The organism is Mesorhizobium sp. M0816 (assembly GCF_040320005.1).
Lineage (GTDB): Bacteria > Pseudomonadota > Alphaproteobacteria > Rhizobiales > Rhizobiaceae > Mesorhizobium.
Genome location: NZ_JAMYOT010000012.1, coordinates 140,618 through 157,042, shown reverse-complemented (window position 1 = coordinate 157,042; position 16,425 = coordinate 140,618). Strand labels below are relative to the sequence as shown.

Here is a 16,425-nt window from a genome sequence, read left to right as displayed (position 1 = left end):
GCCGGGCGCACAAGCAGGTTAGGACGTTTGCCTGCGCCGTGCGAGATGCGCAAGGAGGGCCGTCAAACGCATCGCGTTCAGGACCCGCTTCGCAGGGACACCGCCCTTGCGCGCCATCTCGACACCCCAATGCATGTGGTCGAGCTCGCGGATCGAATGAGCGTCCGGATTGATGCTGAAGATGCAGCCCTGATCGAGTGCCTTTTGATGCCAGCGCCAGTCGAGGTCGAGTCGCCACGGATGTGCGTTGATTTCGACAGCGACGCCGTGTTTCGCACACGCTTTAAGGACTTTGTCGACGTCGAGATCATAACCGGGCCGGCGCAACAGCTGGCGACCGGTCATGTGCCCGATGATTGTCGTCCGAGGATTTCCGATCGCCTCAATGATACGCTCCGTCTGTTCCTTCTTGGGCAACTTGAAGCGGCTGTGCACGCTCGCGACGACGAAATCGAACGTCTCCAAGATATCATTCGGGTAATCGAGCGAGCCATCCGCCAGGATGTCCGCCTCGATGCCCTTCAGTATGCGAAATTTTCCATTGTATGCCTTGTTCAGCCGGTCAGCTTCGCGGTGCTGTTCAGCAATCTCCTGCAACGAAAGGCCGCCTGCGTAGTGAGCGGACTGCGAATGATCGGCGACACCATAGTAGTCGAAACCGCGCTTGCGCGTGGCTTCAGCCATTGCCTCAAGCGTTTCGGTGCCATCGGATGCGGTCGTGTGAGAATGCAGGATGCCATGCAGATCTTCATCCCGAATGAGGGCGGGTAGCTTCTGCTTTGCCGCTCGCTCAATCTCGTCGCTGCTTTCGCGCAATTCAGGCTCGATAAACTGCAAGTCTAGAGCTTGGTAGATTTCTTCTTCTGTCGCTGACGCGATCAGCTTTCTCCCGCGATGAAGCCCGTCGGCGTCTAGGGTGAACCCCTTGTCGGCCGCGAACGTCTTCAATTGCTCGAGGTGGTCTGCCGAACCGGTTGCTTCGAGCAGGCTCGCGCCAAAGTGCTTCCGGTCCGTGACAACAAGCCTGAGGGTCGTATCCTCAATACCAGTCGACTTTAAGCCCTGCGCTACCAGAACGAAGTCGGAAACGAGCTCGCAACCGCGCCGGAAGTCGCCTGCAATTTCGACGCGAGAAAACTCTGGATGCTGTTGCTTCACCGATATGACCGCATGGTGGAGAAGAGCGGCGGCCTTGTGCAGGTGAAGTTGCGTTTTGCCGCTTCGCACGATGGCCAGGTTCTGCAGAAGCTTTGTCTGAAGCGCGGCGCCGAGGCCTTTGACCGGGCGGATGCGGTCTTCTCTTGCTGCGGCCTCGAGCTCCGCCAGCGAGTTCACGCCGAGCGCCTGATGAAGCTTCATTATCTTATCGGGACGAAGCCCGGGTATGGCAAACAGCTCCATCACGCCCGCTGGAACATCCTCGCGCAGCTTCTCAAGGCTCGGGTGCGTGCCGGTTTGGTAAAGCTTGGTCACGATGTCTGCGATCGCGTCACCGATCCCCGGGATCTTGGTGAGGGCGCCGGCGGCGATGATCCGATCAAGCGGCTGCGACAGCGCCATCAGACTGTCTGCCGCGCGCAAGTATGCCTTTGTGCGATAGGGATTGTCGCCGCGCATAGACGCCCGTTGCGCGTATTCCCTTAAAAGACTGGCGACGGTCCTAGGATCGATTTTTGCCATGGCTTCAGCCAAACGAGACCGATCTCCGCAGGTTCCAATGAGGCAAGGCCGTGAGCGCCGCGTTGCCCTTTGAATCCCGGCTTTACTGCCTCTTCCCGCGTCGGACGCTACAGATTGGGCAAGGATTGGTCAGCGCGACCCCATCCAGCCAGAGTTTTGGAGACTGCGCGTTTCTTTAATTCAGGAGCATCGCCCACGTGGAAATGAGAGGGCGCGTCTATTGTCTTCATCTCCGCCCACGTGATCGGTGCCGCGACAGGAGCGCCCGGACGTGATCTCGCGCTGTAAGGCATGATCGCGGTCGCCCCGCGCTGATTGCGTAGATAGTCCACAAAGATGCGACCCTTGCGGCGCGCCTTTGACAACACGGCCGTGAAATGGGCCGGATCGCTCCGGGCGACCGCCTGCGCCAGGCGAGACGCGAAGTCCTTCACCTGTGGCCACTCGGCGCCAGGGGTGAGCGGCGCGATGACGTGCACTCCTTTGCCTCCCGTCAGCATCGGGAAAGTCGTAAGTCCCAGCGATTTAAGGATAGCGCGGAACTGAAAGGCAGCGGCGCGGACGGCCTCAAAATCGAGGCCTTCATCGGGGTCGAGGTCGAACACGAGGCGGTCGGCCTTTTCGACATCCTCGATCCGAGCCCCCCATCCATGCAGCTCGATCGTTCCCATCTGGACGCAAGTCATCAGTCCGTCGGCATCGTCGACATAGAGATATGGTTCCTCGTGCCCGTCTTTCTCTGTGATGCCGACGTGGTGGACTTTGTCGCCAAAGCTGCCGGCGTCGTGTTTCTGGAAGAAGCACTTCTTCGCGCGGCCCTGTGGGCATCGAACCAGACTGATCGGCCGGCTGCCAACCCAAGGAAGCATGATCGCCGCGACCGCTGCGTAATGGTCGGCAAGCTGTCCCTTGGTGATGTTGGACTCCGGATAGATGACGCGGTCACGGTTACTTATCGCGATGGCGGTTGTCGCAGACGCGGCGAGATCGGCTGCATGACGTTCCGTCTCGAGCACGACCGCCTCCGGCTTCTTGTCTTCACGGAGACCAAGATAGCTCGGATGTCGTAACGTCCCTTCATTTGTCATTTCGGTGAAGGCAATCTCAGCGACCAGTTTCGGACGGAGCCAGTGTGCGCCGCGCACTTCGGCGCGTGGTGCGTCGACGGTGGCGGCCTTCTGCTCAAGCGGCGCCATGATCTTCAAGAGACGAAGAAGTTCAGCGGTATCGAAGCCGGTGCCGACTTTCCCTGCGTAACGCAGCTTGCCGCGGTCATGAACGCCAAGGATCAAGGACCGAAACGCGCGGACCTTGTCGGACGGCGTCCAGCCGACAATCACAAATTCCTGCCGCCTGATGCATTTGATCTTCAGCCAGCTTGCGCCGCGGGCCGCCACATAACTCGAATCCGCGAGCTTTGAGATGACGCCCTCAAGGCCGGCAGCGCAGAAGCGATCGAGCAGCTCTTCTCCGCGGCCGAGGATATGGTCGGAGTAACGAAGGACCGGATTTTTCGCAGGCAAGATCGCCTCCAGCTTCGCCTTGCGCTCAACAAGAGGCAGCCTTGTCAGATCTTCGCCGTCGAGCTGCAGCAGATCGAACGCATAAAAGTCGATAGTCGCCGGGGCACCCTTCAATGCATTCTGAAGCGCCTGGAAGTTAGATCTTCCTTCCACATCGACAACCACGGCCTCGCCGTCAATCAGGGCTGAGCGCACCTTGAGCTTGCGAGCCTCGGAGAGGATCGAGGGAAAACGGCTAGACCAGTCCAGACCAGACCGTGTGTACGCTCGCGCCTCGCCACCGCCGACGGCAACGAGAATACGATAGCCGTCGTATTTCATCTCATGGATCCAACGATCGCCGGCAGGGACCGTGTCCACGAGCGTTGCGAGCTGGACCGGCCGGAAAGCGGGCGGCGCTAAAGTGACCTCGTCACGAGCGGGCGACTTCGCTTGACTAGCGCTCGACGCATTGATTGCCTTACGCGACGTTGGCTTGACCACTCTGACCTAAACCATACTCAGAGACGAAACAGCGTTATCCGCCGTCCAACGCGCGACTACTTCTTTAGTTTCGCTGCCGGCCGTGTTGAGCTTTTCGCGATCATTGCCGACCCGCTTGATTAGCGCCTCGGCCTGAGGCCGTGCTTCCTGCCTCCGGCCCTTCCATTCCCGATTTTCGCGCACAGCTCACAGGCAATAATCAAGAGCAGGAACGTGCCCTCAAATGCCGCCACAGCGTATCTGGTTTCTGCCATCGGGTTTCGAAGCCTGACATTCCGGTTCCGGTCCCCCTACCTCAACGTGCCCCATTGACGCCAAGTACCTCGCCCAGAGCAGCTCCGATACCAGTTTCAAGAAGTGCAAAATGCCCATGAATGCGCCGACCAGAGTCAATGCTCTCGTATCCGGGTCTATTTCGAGCAGCGCGGACTTGGTCAGCATTAGACAGCCTAACGGGTCCTTCCCAACATAGCCATGGGCACCGGCCTGCTACTCACGGAGCACCCCCTCCTCCTTGGCAGCAGCCTCGAAAGCCTGACGGACCTCTTCCGGAGTCACACGGTCCTGAAAGGCGTCGGCGCACAGTTGCACAGCCTTCCTCCACTTAGGTCCCATCTTGGTCCATTTCATGAGTTCCTCGGCGGCACCCTCGACATTGTTACACCCGTAGGTGACCCCAGGTCGGTCGGTCTTGACGTACACCGGAGGGGAGAACCAATGGGTTGCCATGACACCTCCTCCTACTGGGAAAGATACATCTTGGCTTCCTTGGCGGCAGCCTCGAAGGCCTTTCGGACCACCTGAGGGTCAATCGGATCGCCCTCCAAGGCTGACAGGCAGAGGGTCGCCGCCTTGTGCCAGCGAGGCCCTCGCCGGGTCCACATCTTGAGCTGCTCAAGGGCTTCCTTCGCATTGTTGCAGCCATGCCTGACACCGGTTTCAGTCTTCACGAACACCGGCGGGACGAACCAGATGGGCGCCATGATACCTCCTACTCAGGGGAGAGATACATGTTGGCCTCCTTGGCAGCCGCCTCAAAGGCTTCACGGACCTCAACACCCCTGCCCTCGAACGCATCGACGCAGGATTGGACCGCCTTCGTCCACCTCGGGCCCTTTGTGTCCCACGCCATGAGTTCCTCGGCGGTTCCCTCGACGTGGCTGACCCCATTGCGAATGCCCGGACGTTTCGTCTTCACGTAGACCGGGGGAGCGAACCAGAGAGGACCCATAAGGGGGAACTTAGAGCGGCAAGAGCCCGCCGACCAACCCCGCTTTAGCCGCAGCTAAGGGAACGATGTAGGCCCTCGCGGGTTTAGAGGTTGCAGTGGTCCTTCTCGGATGTGCAGCCGCTGTGGCGGGGTCCGTCGCCTCTCCCTCACCGGCGGCGGGCTCCTTTCGCGAAGGCGGTGTTGGTAATAGACACCTAGAACCTTATACCGCATCCAATTTAGCTAGTTCTCATTGGGGGAGTAATGTCCCCTCCTCTTTTGCAGCAGCCAGGAATGCCTTGCGGGCCTCCTCAGGTTCCATCTCGTCGAAAATCACGGCCATGCAAACGCGCACCGCGAGGTCCCAGCAAGGGCCACGCTTGGTCCACTTCATCAGCTCCTCGCCGGCTTTCTCGGCGTTGTTGACGTTGCGGATGATCCCGGGACGCTCGGTCTTGACCGGGACCGGAGGGTTGAACCAGTGGAGAGCCATGCGGTCACTCTTTGTCGGCCCGATCAAGTTCCTCCAGCAAATACTTTTGCTCAGCCCAGTTCCCGTTCTACAGGCAGATTTAGCAGCTTGCGAAGGTAATTGCGGATTACCTCTGACTATTGAAAATGGCTCAGGACGGCGCGCTTCCGTTGCGATGCCACGAGTGACTGAAGTTGGCTGACAGCTACTCTTGGGCGTCGAAAGCCACGCAGAGGCCCATGGCAGTTGCTGCCTCGACGATTGCCTCGGTTAGTTCTTCGTCGGAGGCCACCAAATAAGGCGCAGTCTCCCGAGCTTCGCGTAGCGCCGCTTTGATCGAGACCGTGTCGCGACGGTCCACCCTATTGAGGAGTACTGTGATTGCTTGCTCTAGAAGCGGACCGGCCCTTCGCGCGACGCTCATCCAGCCCCCCCAGGGACACGCTCTCTACTCCCTACCTGAGCGGCATCAAGGCCATGTACTAATTGTAAATTGGTACGGTGCTGGGCCGCAACAGTCAGGAATATTTGGTAGGAATTTCTGAGCGGGGGATCGGATAACTGGCTCGCGCGACGACCCCCCCGGTACCCCTTCGATCCGCCGCAACCGGCTCCGACGCTGCGCTCAATGAAGGCTTCGCGTCTCCGCCGGTTGCTCAAACCGCGCCATACGGCGTAACAGAAACGGCCGAGGCTCTAATCGCCACTGGATGAAAGCTTCATCTCCCACTACCGCCTGCAGCAGTGCGATCACCGCCGAGAAGGTTATTCAGTTCGAAGAGGCATGGCGGCTCGTCCCATAAGCGGCACGCGGCAACACTACTTCGAGCGTGTAGGCTTCGCCAGTGGCCATCCGATTATCGACGTAGATTGCAGGATGAGGGCCGAGGAGGTGCTGCAAGGTCACTACTGCCCAGATGCGGCGACCACGTGCTACACTGACAGCCAGCGTCGGCTGGGAGTGTGAACTTTGCCGTTCGTCGTCCATCGAAACGAGCAAGGAGCGCCAGGAGCGGTCGTTGAAGCGATCGAGGCCGAGCGGCCGGAGCCGACCCGAAATGGACATTTGGCTTCTCGCAAACCACAGCGTTACTAAGCCGACTTTCCGAATATTCTACGGACAATCTCGTCTTCATTCGCATCGAAGCAGCGGCCGTGACTGAGAATCACCCGCCGCGGCTGCCACGACCGGAGTTTGCTTACTACTGCCTGTGTCTTCCGTCGATGCAGGAGAATTGGCAGCCGCATGCCAAAGAAGGTCCGCCCGTGCGGGTGAGCCATCCGAGTCAGCTTGGCCATCGTGCGCCAAGGCTCATCGATCATGTCTAATTCGAGATTGATGATCGTGTCTGTAAGGATCAGCGTCTTTGAAGCTTGGTGGAAGAATATGAACTCTTTGAAGTAGCCACCGGGAAACAGCATCTGGTCCATGTCCCGCCGCCACTCCTCCGGCGGATCGGCCTCCAAATCTCGTGCGAACGTCACATCCGCGTGCCGTGCGCGTGCTCTTTGCCGGACTCCGGGCGATGCCCATGTTATTGCCTCAGGGAAAGCCTTCGACCACTCACCGATATGAGCGTAGTGAAACTGGTTGGGTGACACGAGATGGCGAATTCTGCCCAAGTTCCGTAACTCTTCGGCCACCCTCGAAGCAAACTTGATGGGCGAATGAATGAACAGGTCGCCGTTCGATAGGCGCACCACCGTCATCCGAGTGGTGAATGGCAGCGGAAGTGTTATTCCTGCTACCGTCAGATACTCAAACGGACCGTCAACGACACCAACATCGGGTCCCTGAGGTTTGTAGACGTTCACCGGCTCGTAAACGGACGCACTCATAGCCCATTCCACTTCGCCAGCTCGGCGCAAGGCGATGCACGCTATCTGGGCCAGGTTTCGTCATTCCGAACCGCAGCACCTGCTGCTTATGGTGGAGCAACAGAACTTGCGCTCAAGGGCAAGTCTCAAGACGCGCGTGCCAAGGCATTCGAGATCACATCGTCCGTGTCAATGTCAGGCAAATCGAAGATCATTGGCAATTGCCGCGTCATGGCCATCTTCACGATCAACTCTTCCATCGATTCAACCGGAAGGCTGGCGTTTGAACGCTGCCGCATTAACAATGCAAGCTTGTGGACCGGCACGGGCGTCGGTTTCGCGCGGTCATCTAAAAGCCTGCCGATTTCGATCAGAACGTCTGCGTCGATGGTATTGGGCAATTCGCGCATGGTCTATTCCTCCCTGCCCCTGACCATGCGCGCCGCGGGCAGCCGAGTCTCGGGAAACCTCCGTACGTTTTTAACGATGTTGAAGAGCGTAAATGCAACTCTCTGGCTGCAGAGTGGCGTGAGCCGATAGGCTCGGCTGATGTTGACCACCGGTCGGCCCGTCTTGCCGTGTGAATTTGGACCCCCTTTAGTCGTGAGACCATTCTGCGAGAATGTCTGGAAACGAGCTCATATTTGCCGGTGCTCGATCGGTGACGAAAGCGAGACGGACGCGACCGAATAGGGACTTAGGGGATAGCCGCGAAACCATCGGCGCACTCGCTTGCGCCAAGATGGCAGCAATCGAGACTTCCGCGACAGCAAGGTCCGCTTGCACCAAAAACGATCTTCCGGAGCAAATATCAACCGCTGGAGGGAGTAGTATTGAAACCACTGTGAACCCGTGCCCGCGGCGGTTTTCAAGTCCGGTGTCTTGGCAACAGCGCGTCGCGACTGAACGGATTCATGCGACGCGCCTTCCCGCAGCCTTTTGCCGATGAGACTTGACAGCCACAAGTAGTTCGCGCTCGCTGGTGTGAGCATTTCGAAAAATGGCCACGACCATTACCGTCAAGATTTCGGCCGCCGGGTCCAAAGGGTCGAGATGCTCATCCGCGCAGACCTGATCGAACACGCGTTCGCAAATAGCCAGATCATGAGGGCTGAGGCAGGTGCGATTGAAATGCCGAGGCAGCATCTGTGCGAACCTTTCAGTGCCCGCTACCGTGCTTGCGGCAGGCTTTTGGCTGATGAACCGCTGAAGCGGTGGCTGTCAAAATGACATTGTCATCTGCAGTGACCAGGAATCAATTTACTTGGTTCCTGATTGCTCCTTTATTAATCCTAGCATAACCGCACACTCACGGGCTTTATATTGTCCGGTAATCATAAGTCTATAGTAATCCTGCCGCTTGTTTTCCGGAACGTGAAATCCGCGCCGAAATTCCGCCGCCTCTTTTGGAGTTCGAGTGCAACCGAGTTTACTGGCCGCGACCTTCAAACTCCCCAGTGAGCATCCGATTTTTGCCGAAATGTCTTTCAACGGTTCGTTGTTACCGTACCCATCAAGAATTATCTTGCGACGATCTTCGCTGTTGAGCTTTGTGTTCATTTCAGCGGTCCCCTCAACTACGCTTTCATGATGCCCGATTCTATACGCACCAGGTTGAAGAGTGTCGTTAGCTTCGCATCCAGAAACTTATCTCGGCATGCATTTCTGACTGTAATCCAGCGTGATCGCCGTTTCAGTCGCCTCGAGTCGGCCAGTCTTGCCAGATGCCTGAGGTACACCACATGATTGAGAGGGGCATGGGCATACCCGAATCGGATATGACACCACGCGATGGATGCTAAAAGGCAAGAGGAGGCGCTTGCGAGGCAGGCGCTGGAGCGTGATCGACGTCGTTGGCCGCGCGAAGCTCAACCTTACAATGAGGGTGCCCCGTCACTTGCGCCGGCGCTCGAACCTTTGCCCTTTTCAACGCTCGAACTGGCGCCAGAGGATCAATTCGCCGCTTGGCAGGCGCATATGGCACCGCTCGTCGAGGTCAGGTTGCCGGATGACAAATCGCTCGACGATGGCTTTCCCGCCGACCACACGGCTTGGAACCTCGACGGCATGCTGATCGTTCAACAGCGCGCACCGGCACATAGTTATATGCGTTCTGCCGCGAAGCTTCGGTCCAGCTCGATCGATCACTGGTATATCGCCTTGCCACGTACTGGCCGGTCGTGGACGGAGGTCGATCGCCGTGTAGCGGAGAACCAGCCGGGTAAATTGGAGATCAGATCGCTTGGCTACCCGTTTCGCGGGAGGACAACGGACTCCGAAAGTCTCTTTGTCTATTTGCCGCGCGATTTGTTCGCCGATGCGGCGGCAACGCTGGACGCCAAGAACAATTCAATTCTGTCGGGCAACTTTGCCAACCTCTTGCTCGATTACGTCAACAGCATCGAAGCAAGACTTCGCAGCCTCACGGCTGACGATCTGCCCCGCATCGTGCACGCAACACGCAGCATGATCATTGCCTGCCTCGGGCCTCCGGCGGAACAGGTTGCGGCCGCCGAACTATTGACGAGTGTCGCGCTAATGGAGCGAGCGCGTCGATACGTACACCACAATCTGGATGCGGCTCATTTGACACCGGATTCAATGTGCCGGGCGCTCGGCGTCTCGCGCTCTCGTCTCTATCAGTTGTTCGAACCAAGCGGCGGTGTTCTCCATTACATACAAAGTCGCCGCCTTCTAGCAGCCCATATTGCGCTAAGCGATCCGGCGGACAGCCGGCGCATTGTTGAAATTGCTGAAGCCTTCGGGTTTAGTTCAGCGGCTAATTTCAGCCGGGCATTCAGCAAGGAATTCGGTTACAGCCCCCGCGAAGGCCGCAGTACTGTGGTATTGCCACGCCCCGCCCACTCTGTTTCGCATGCCGGAGGCCAGGAGGCCTCTTCCTTTGAAGGTTGGCTCAAGGCGCTCGGAAACTGATTACAGGATCGCGAAGCTGATTGGGCGGACTTAGAAGAGGGGTTGCCCGGGGCGGCGAAGGTCACGCCGCCTCATGGGCCACAATATCTTCGTGTCGCGCCTACTGCGCATCAATCACACAGCTGATTCTCACCAATTCACAGTTTGTTAACGAACTGTGACGGTTCATCGTTATCGATAATTTGCCGCCGATCACGGCGGAGCATATATGGAACTAGGCTGCGGGGGGCTCTTATTAAGAGTGCGATTTGAAAGTTTGCCAAGCTTGACAGTTATGCTATTTCTAGACTGGGGGGGCGCGAGTCTGCACCGCCTATGGAGGTGGTTCTTGCCCTCAGAGGCTTCAGGCGTCGGCACGGAGAGTGAGGGGCCTTCATCGAGCGACGCTCCAAGTGTCGGCGATGGGGTTCTCGCAGACCTTTTGGCGAACACGACCGAACTTTTGTCGTTCTATGACCGTGACTTTCGCCTGACGCACTACGCGGCCAGGCTCAAAGGCTTGTACGGAGGCGCGGTAGCGCCGGGCGCCGCCGTCTGGGAGATCTACCCGAGCTTTCTCGATGCGAGCCATCGCGACGAATTTCTTCGTGTGTTCCAGGGTGGCTCTCCGGCCAGCATCGACTTGCCGCGAACCTCGGGCGGAGCGCACCGGTCCGTTTTTGTGTTCACCACGGCAAATGGTGCGGGTATCATCGAATTAAGGGAGGACGGCGGGCGGAGCGCAGCGGAGGAACAAGAGCATTTAGTTCTGCTCCATCAGGCGACGCACGACGTGCTGACTGGACTGCAGAATCGGCGGCGATTCGGCGAGCGGCTCCAGCAGGCAATGGCAGCCCTCGGCGGATCAAAGCCGAAGGCCGCCCTTCTGCAAATCGACCTTGACGATTTCAAAGCGGTCAACGACACGCTCGGCCATGGAGCAGGCGACACTCTTCTTCAACTCGCGGCGGGTCGTATCCGCGACGCGCTGCAGGACGGCGAATCCGCATACCGGTATGCCGGCGATGAGTTCGCTGTCATCCAATTGGGAAAGGAGCAGCCAGCAGAGGCTGAGCGCCTTGCCGGATCTCTAGTCGACGCGTTCAAGGACCCGTTCGTCATCAACGGCATTCCCGTGTTCGTCGGCTCGAGTATCGGAATTGCTTTCGGGCCGGAGCACGGACCGACGGCGAACAGTTGATGAAAGCCGCTGACATTGCTCTTTACGCGGCCAAGACAGATGGACGCGGCTGCGCTCGAAGCTTCAACCGTTCGATGCTGCTCTTGCTCGAGCAACGCGAGAATCTGAGGCGCAGCCTTCGAACCGCGCTGGAGCGCGGCGAGCTTTATCTGGAGTATCAGCCGCTCATTCAGCCGCCCTCGTCAGTGACCGGTTTCGAAGCGCTGCTGCGGTGGCGGCACCCCGAGCTCGGAATCATTCCACCCAACGTGTTCATACCGATCGCCGAAGCCGACGGTCTGATGGACGAGATTGGACGATGGGTGCTCGAGGAAGCGTGTCGCCAGGCGTTGACGTGGCCTTCCTCGCTGACAGTCGCAGTGAACTTGTCGCCGGCTCAGTTCCTTAGCGGTTTGCTGACGGACACCGTCGCTCAGATCGTCGACGCAGTTGGGCTTGAAGCCGACAGACTTGAACTTGAGATAACCGAAAGGGTTCTACTTGAGAAGACGATCGACAACATAGACACATTGAATACGCTGAATGTCTTGGGCATACGAATATCGCTAGACGATTTTGGAACATACTATTCATCGTTGAGCTACCTTAAAAATTTTCCCTTCGATACGTTGAAGATAGATCAGTACTTTATTGCGGACTTGGAGACCGATCTCAAAAGCCAAACGATCGTGCGATCGATCATGAATCTGGCGCACGGCCTGGGGATAAATGTCACTGCCGAGGGGGTCGAGACCCCGGCACAGGCACGGTGGCTGATCAAGGAGAATTGCGATTGCCTGCAAGGCAACTTCCTGGGAAAGCCGCTTGGAGCCGAGGCGATCAGCGGTTTCATCAGGCGGTCCCCGCTGAGGGTGGTACACGCGATGGAGGAATCAAAACAAGCGCTCTAGCGCCTTGCGGCCTTCGTTAACGGTGAGGCGGAGATTTCTAGAACGATCGAGGCAGATACCGCGCAGTTCTTCGAGTGGGTGCGAGACAGACTCATCACGGGCGCGGAGAAATTTTTCATCGCGGAGGCCATCACCCCGCGAGAGCTCAATACTGATGGAACAAGTGAGGATGCCGATGGGACCTGTTCATCATGACCTGGCTGGCGAGCCGACTTTTGAGCCGATGATCCAGATCGACATGGAAATCAAAGCTTTTGTCTCCGCTTGGAAGCATTGCGATTACGTCTCGACATACGTGGCCCGGATGATCAGTCAAAACAGGTCAGACTCGGTCCACCATTCAAATCTCTTTTCCTCTGCCTTCAACGAATTGCTGGAAGTCGCCTTCCGTACTCGCCATGCCGACGGCGAACTGGCATGCAGGGTGTCTCGCCATGGCGCGACGGATAGGATCGAGTTGATATTTCCTTGCGTGCCAGAGGAGCGCCAATTCTACGAAGAAGCCGTGTCGCAGTTCGCAGGAACGGAGGCCAGAGAGCGGTATCTCAATTCGGTGTCTGGGGATCTCGCGCCCAGCCGCGAGGTCGTACTCCTAGAACTGGCTGTTGACTACAACGCGACACTCTGGATCGAGGACGCCGACGGCGATGCAATCAAGCTTGTCGTGGACCTTCCGCTTGAGGGCTTGCAACATTGAGCCCTTACGACCTTCTCCCGCGCTTCAAGGCGCAATACGACGCCAACAACCAGGAGTTCTCCATTTCGGGAGTGGTCCGGCCTCAGGCGATCGATGAGCTTGGGCCGAGCATAGCATTGCTCCGCGATGCGATCGGCCATGTGCGCGGCGTTCTCTACGTCAATGTCAGGCGCCTGACGCAGATGAACAACGCTGCGTTTCACAGCTTTTCGAGGATCATCATCGACGCTTGTCGCGCTCGACCCGATCTCAAATTCGTGGTCATCACGTCAAGCGTCGTCGGATGGACCTCGCAAAAATTCGGTCGCCTGAGCGGAATCGAACCGAACATCACGGTCGAGGAGTATGACACTGAATTCTATCCGGGGCAGGGTTTTCTTGAGGAAGGCGGGTTCGTACCCATCCTGCGCACTCAGACAAAGATGACTTGGCGCCACGAGCGCACAATCTTGCCGCGACACGGCATGAGGCCCGGGATCGTCATGGCCGACATCTGTTGCGGGATCGGTGATTTCGCCGTGCTCGCGCAGAAGGAGTTCCAGCCATCGCGGATCGTCGCCCTCGACCACTCCATATCAAGCCTGAACTATGCTCGACAAGTGATGCGGGAATTCGACATCCGGGGCATCGAATATACCTATGGCGATGCCTCGGAGATGCTGCTCGACGAAGCGCAGTTCGACTTGGTCACCTGCCGACATTCCCTTCAAATCTTCAATCGACCTGAACTCATTCTCAAGGAGCTCTACCGCATCTGCAAGCCAGGCGGGCGGGTCTATATCACCAACGAGAAGAATTCGCATTGCCTCGGCGAGCCGCGCGCCGAAAGCATTCGTTGGACCTACAACGAGGTGGCGAAGCTGTTCGGGCATTTCGAGATGGATGTCGAGCTTGGGCCCAAGAGCCGGCGATACCTGATCGAAGCCGGATTCGAAGACATCCGTGTGGAGACCTTCATGGTCACTAACCTGGACGGGGATCCGCAGGACTTCGCCGATGTCATTGCGGCCTGGGCGGACGTCTATGCGGGCGAGATGGCGACCAGACGCGGCGATGGACCGGAGTTCGTCGCACGCTTCCGGCAGGGCTTCGAGGATCATATTTTCGCTGCGCTCCACCCCAAGGGTTATGCGGGTTGGCCGATCTGGGTCGCATCGGGGCGACGGCCGCAATGAAAGCCGACGATGAGCCTACACCGCGATTCGGCCTGCGCTCCTTTCGAGCGAAATTCGTATTGGTCGTTGGCGGCGCGGTATTATTCGACCTCCTTTTGAGCGGTGGCCTGGCGCTTTGGAATGTTCAAAAGCTGTCGCGCGACGCAACCTCCGAAGTCGGTGAGGGCCTGACGATCGCAAACCAGGAATACATTCGTTCCTATGCCGAATCGACAGCGTTAAGCGTCGACCTGCTGCTCGATCGAGTCCATGGGGACGTCAAGGCGTTGGCCGGCGTGCTGCAGGCCCAGATCGACGATCCAAGCAGGCAACAACAGGTCGGAGCCACGCTTTCGCAGGAGGCGCCGGGCTCCGTGAAGGTCGTCTACGACTCGCGGGGCGATTGGGCGCAGAACCTGCCGGGAGCGCCTTCCGTGGTCAGCGTCTGGGGCTACCTGCTGGGCGCCGACCACAGTCCGCTGCCAAGCGTTCAGCAGGAAATAGAAGACAGCACCGTGCTGGACCTCGTTGCGCCGACGCTCATGGCCAGCGGGTCGTCCAAGCTGCAAATGTATTATATTGGTCCAAAGGAACGGCCGATTTTCAGGACGGTACCGTATACGGACCAGGCACAGACCTTCGACCGGCTCTACCCAGGCCACAACAAGGCAGAGTTCTGGGAGTTTTTCTTTCCGGGAATCTATGGGTCATGGCAGCAATGGGCCAGGGATCCAGCCTCACGTCCGGTCTCTGACGATATCACCCAGACAGCGCCTTACACCGATGCGATCACGGGAAAGCTAATCGTCAGCTTTTTCCACCCGCTGTGGACGCGCGATCGCACCGGTATCGCTGGTACGGCGGGAGCAGACATCACTCTCGATCAACTCGCGGAAGTCGTCGAACGTGTGAAGATCGCTGAGACCGGGTTCGGCTTTCTCACAATGTCGACTGGCAACGTCGTGGCGATCAATCCGTCAGGCCAGGCAATCATCGGCCTGACTTCATCGAGCGATGCGGGCACCCAGGGCGTCACCGGCCTGGAGAGGTCCCTGCGGGGAAGTACGCAGCCGGCTATCGCGTCGCTGCCTCTCGACCAGAACAATGACGGTGTCATTCAGCATGTCATGCTCGCCGACAAGGGCGAACGCGTACCCTACATTGTTGTCCTCAAAAGATTAAAGCCGACCAATCTGTGGAGTTCGGGACCGATCAAGTCCGAAATGATGTCGGTCGGGATCGTCGTTCCCGAACGAGAGATCTATGCATCCCTGTTCGCCGCGCAGAAGAGTATTTCCCGTGCAACCAACCGTATCCTGCTCTTTCAGATCGCCGCGATCGTCGTTTCGCTTCTGATTGTTTTTGCCGCCGTGCTCGGAATTTCGAAGCGGATCACCGCGGGCCTCAGGGCGCTTGCCAGCGCCGCCCAGCGGCTCCAGTCCAAAGACTATTCAGTCCGAGTGAGCATCCCAACGCGCGACGAAGTTGGAGCCGCAGGGGTCGCTTTCAACCGCATGGCTGAGCAGATCAGCTTTCACACGGAAAACCTCGAGCAACTCGTCGACGAACGAACCAGGGAACTTGGGGACGCAAATCAGGAGATTTCCGCACTCAACGAAAAGCTGCAGGACGAGAACGTTCGCCTTGGTGCTGAACTCGCGGTCGCCAGACAGATCCAGATGATGGTCCTGCCGAAACAACTCGAACTCGAAGCGATTCCGGGGCTGGAGATCGCAGCCTACATGCGGCCGGCCGACGAGGTCGGCGGCGACTATTACGACGTCCTGCAGAACGGGCCACGCGTCAAGATCGGCATCGGCGACGTGACCGGTCATGGTCTCGAGAGCGGCGTGCTGATGCTCATGGTCCAATCCGTTGCACGTGCGCTGCAGGAGACCAACGATGGGGACCCGCACCAGTTTCTGGATCGATTGAACAGGGCAATTTACAAGAACATCGAGCGGACGAACACCGGCAAGCATCTCTCGTTGGCCTTTCTTGACTTCGAGGATGAGCGGGTAACGCTATCCGGCCAGCATGAGGACGTTCTCGTCGTGCGTGCGGATGGGGACGTCGAACGCATCGACACGATGGATCTGGGTCTGCCGGTTGGCCTGGAGAATGACATCTCGAAGTTCATTGCCACGCGTGACATCCTGTTCGGCAGTGGCGACGTGATCGTGCTGCACACAGACGGTGTGACCGAGGCCGAAGACCAAGACAGAGAATTGTTCGGGTTCGAGCGCCTCTGCCAGAGCGCACAAAAACGTCACGGCAGCAGCGCCGAGGATATCAAAACCGGGATCATCGACGACCTGATGGCCCATATCGGGATCCAGAAGATCCACGACGACATCACCCTCGTGATCATAAGGCACAAATAG

Annotated in this window: 14 protein-coding genes and 1 pseudogene; 6 read left to right on the top strand and 9 right to left on the bottom strand. The window is 58.2% G+C overall.

Annotation, left to right across the window (positions count from 1 at the left end; all coding sequences use genetic code 11):
* Positions 1–18 precede the first annotated feature (18 nt).
* The 8 genes from NKI17_RS20320 to NKI17_RS20280 form a co-directional block, all read right to left on the bottom strand.
* Complete coding sequence (locus tag NKI17_RS20320; protein WP_352906745.1) at positions 19–1,680, bottom strand: DNA polymerase/3'-5' exonuclease PolX; 1,662 nt, start codon at positions 1,678–1,680, stop codon at positions 19–21.
* A gap of 107 nt (positions 1,681–1,787) precedes the next feature.
* A complete protein-coding gene (gene ligD, locus NKI17_RS20315) occupies positions 1,788–3,686 on the bottom strand; it encodes a DNA ligase D (RefSeq protein WP_352906727.1) in 1,899 nt (632 codons plus the stop codon).
* Positions 3,687–4,175: 489 nt separating this feature from the next.
* On the bottom strand, positions 4,176–4,415 hold the full coding sequence (locus NKI17_RS20310) for a DUF982 domain-containing protein (protein ID WP_352625651.1): 240 nt from the start codon (positions 4,413–4,415) through the stop codon (positions 4,176–4,178).
* Between the two features lie 11 nt (positions 4,416–4,426).
* Positions 4,427–4,669 carry a DUF982 domain-containing protein gene (locus tag NKI17_RS20305; RefSeq protein ID WP_352906726.1) on the bottom strand — a complete coding sequence of 81 codons (243 nt, stop codon included), beginning with the start codon at positions 4,667–4,669 and terminating at the stop codon, positions 4,427–4,429.
* 477 nt (positions 4,670–5,146) lie between these two features.
* The gene (locus NKI17_RS20295) at positions 5,147–5,389 is read right to left on the bottom strand and encodes a DUF982 domain-containing protein (RefSeq protein ID WP_352503357.1); all 243 of its coding nucleotides are present in this window, start codon (positions 5,387–5,389) and stop codon (positions 5,147–5,149) included.
* A gap of 748 nt (positions 5,390–6,137) precedes the next feature.
* Complete coding sequence (locus NKI17_RS20290) at positions 6,138–6,434, bottom strand: hypothetical protein (protein ID WP_352906724.1); 297 nt, start codon at positions 6,432–6,434, stop codon at positions 6,138–6,140.
* Positions 6,435–6,460: 26 nt separating this feature from the next.
* Entirely contained in the window at positions 6,461–7,207 is a 747-nt protein-coding gene (locus tag NKI17_RS20285) for a DUF4336 domain-containing protein (protein ID WP_352906723.1), read from the bottom strand.
* Between the two features lie 125 nt (positions 7,208–7,332).
* Entirely contained in the window at positions 7,333–7,596 is a 264-nt protein-coding gene (locus NKI17_RS20280; RefSeq protein WP_352906722.1) for a hypothetical protein, read from the bottom strand.
* Positions 7,597–8,170: 574 nt separating this feature from the next.
* Here NKI17_RS20280 and NKI17_RS20275 point away from each other — a divergent pair.
* On the top strand, positions 8,171–8,416 hold the full coding sequence (locus tag NKI17_RS20275; protein ID WP_352906721.1) for a hypothetical protein: 246 nt from the start codon (positions 8,171–8,173) through the stop codon (positions 8,414–8,416).
* A 30-nt stretch (positions 8,417–8,446) separates the two neighbouring features.
* On the opposite strand, the gene NKI17_RS20270 is transcribed toward NKI17_RS20275, so the two are convergent.
* Positions 8,447–8,746, bottom strand: a complete 300-nt coding sequence (locus NKI17_RS20270; RefSeq protein WP_352906720.1) for a hypothetical protein — start codon at positions 8,744–8,746, stop codon at positions 8,447–8,449.
* Between the two features lie 231 nt (positions 8,747–8,977).
* On the opposite strand from NKI17_RS20270, the gene NKI17_RS20265 reads away from it, so the two are divergent.
* The 5 genes and pseudogenes from NKI17_RS20265 (at position 8,978) to NKI17_RS20245 (ending at position 16,425) form a co-directional block, all read left to right on the top strand.
* Entirely contained in the window at positions 8,978–10,120 is a 1,143-nt protein-coding gene (locus NKI17_RS20265; RefSeq protein WP_352450373.1) for a helix-turn-helix domain-containing protein, read from the top strand.
* 274 nt (positions 10,121–10,394) lie between these two features.
* Positions 10,395–12,190, top strand: a pseudogene (locus NKI17_RS20260) (putative bifunctional diguanylate cyclase/phosphodiesterase).
* Between the two features lie 175 nt (positions 12,191–12,365).
* On the top strand, positions 12,366–12,887 hold the full coding sequence (locus NKI17_RS20255) for a ubiquinone biosynthesis methyltransferase UbiE (protein ID WP_352906744.1): 522 nt from the start codon (positions 12,366–12,368) through the stop codon (positions 12,885–12,887).
* A complete protein-coding gene (locus tag NKI17_RS20250; protein ID WP_352906719.1) occupies positions 12,884–14,062 on the top strand; it encodes a methyltransferase domain-containing protein in 1,179 nt (392 codons plus the stop codon). The genes NKI17_RS20255 and NKI17_RS20250 overlap by 4 nt, the downstream gene beginning before the upstream one ends.
* A complete protein-coding gene (locus NKI17_RS20245; protein WP_352906718.1) occupies positions 14,059–16,425 on the top strand; it encodes a SpoIIE family protein phosphatase in 2,367 nt (788 codons plus the stop codon). Before NKI17_RS20250 ends, NKI17_RS20245 begins: the two co-directional genes overlap by 4 nt.

What these genes read in the sequence shown, in the direction of transcription:
- NKI17_RS20320 (WP_352906745.1), bottom strand. Translation starts at nt 1,680, where the DNA reads ATGGCAAAAATCGATCCTAGGACCGTCGCCAGTCTTTTAAGGGAATAC.
- NKI17_RS20310 (WP_352625651.1), bottom strand. Translation starts at nt 4,415, where the DNA reads ATGGCAACCCATTGGTTCTCCCCTCCGGTGTACGTCAAGACCGACCGA.
- NKI17_RS20305 (WP_352906726.1), bottom strand. Translation starts at nt 4,669, where the DNA reads ATGGCGCCCATCTGGTTCGTCCCGCCGGTGTTCGTGAAGACTGAAACC.
- NKI17_RS20295 (WP_352503357.1), bottom strand. Translation starts at nt 5,389, where the DNA reads ATGGCTCTCCACTGGTTCAACCCTCCGGTCCCGGTCAAGACCGAGCGT.
- NKI17_RS20290 (WP_352906724.1), bottom strand. Translation starts at nt 6,434, where the DNA reads ATGTCCATTTCGGGTCGGCTCCGGCCGCTCGGCCTCGATCGCTTCAAC.
- NKI17_RS20285 (WP_352906723.1), bottom strand. Translation starts at nt 7,207, where the DNA reads ATGAGTGCGTCCGTTTACGAGCCGGTGAACGTCTACAAACCTCAGGGA.
- NKI17_RS20280 (WP_352906722.1), bottom strand. Translation starts at nt 7,596, where the DNA reads ATGCGCGAATTGCCCAATACCATCGACGCAGACGTTCTGATCGAAATC.
- NKI17_RS20270 (WP_352906720.1), bottom strand. Translation starts at nt 8,746, where the DNA reads ATGAACACAAAGCTCAACAGCGAAGATCGTCGCAAGATAATTCTTGAT.
- NKI17_RS20265 (WP_352450373.1), top strand. Translation starts at nt 8,978, where the DNA reads ATGGATGCTAAAAGGCAAGAGGAGGCGCTTGCGAGGCAGGCGCTGGAG.
- NKI17_RS20255 (WP_352906744.1), top strand. Translation starts at nt 12,366, where the DNA reads ATGGGACCTGTTCATCATGACCTGGCTGGCGAGCCGACTTTTGAGCCG.
- NKI17_RS20245 (WP_352906718.1), top strand. Translation starts at nt 14,059, where the DNA reads ATGAAAGCCGACGATGAGCCTACACCGCGATTCGGCCTGCGCTCCTTT.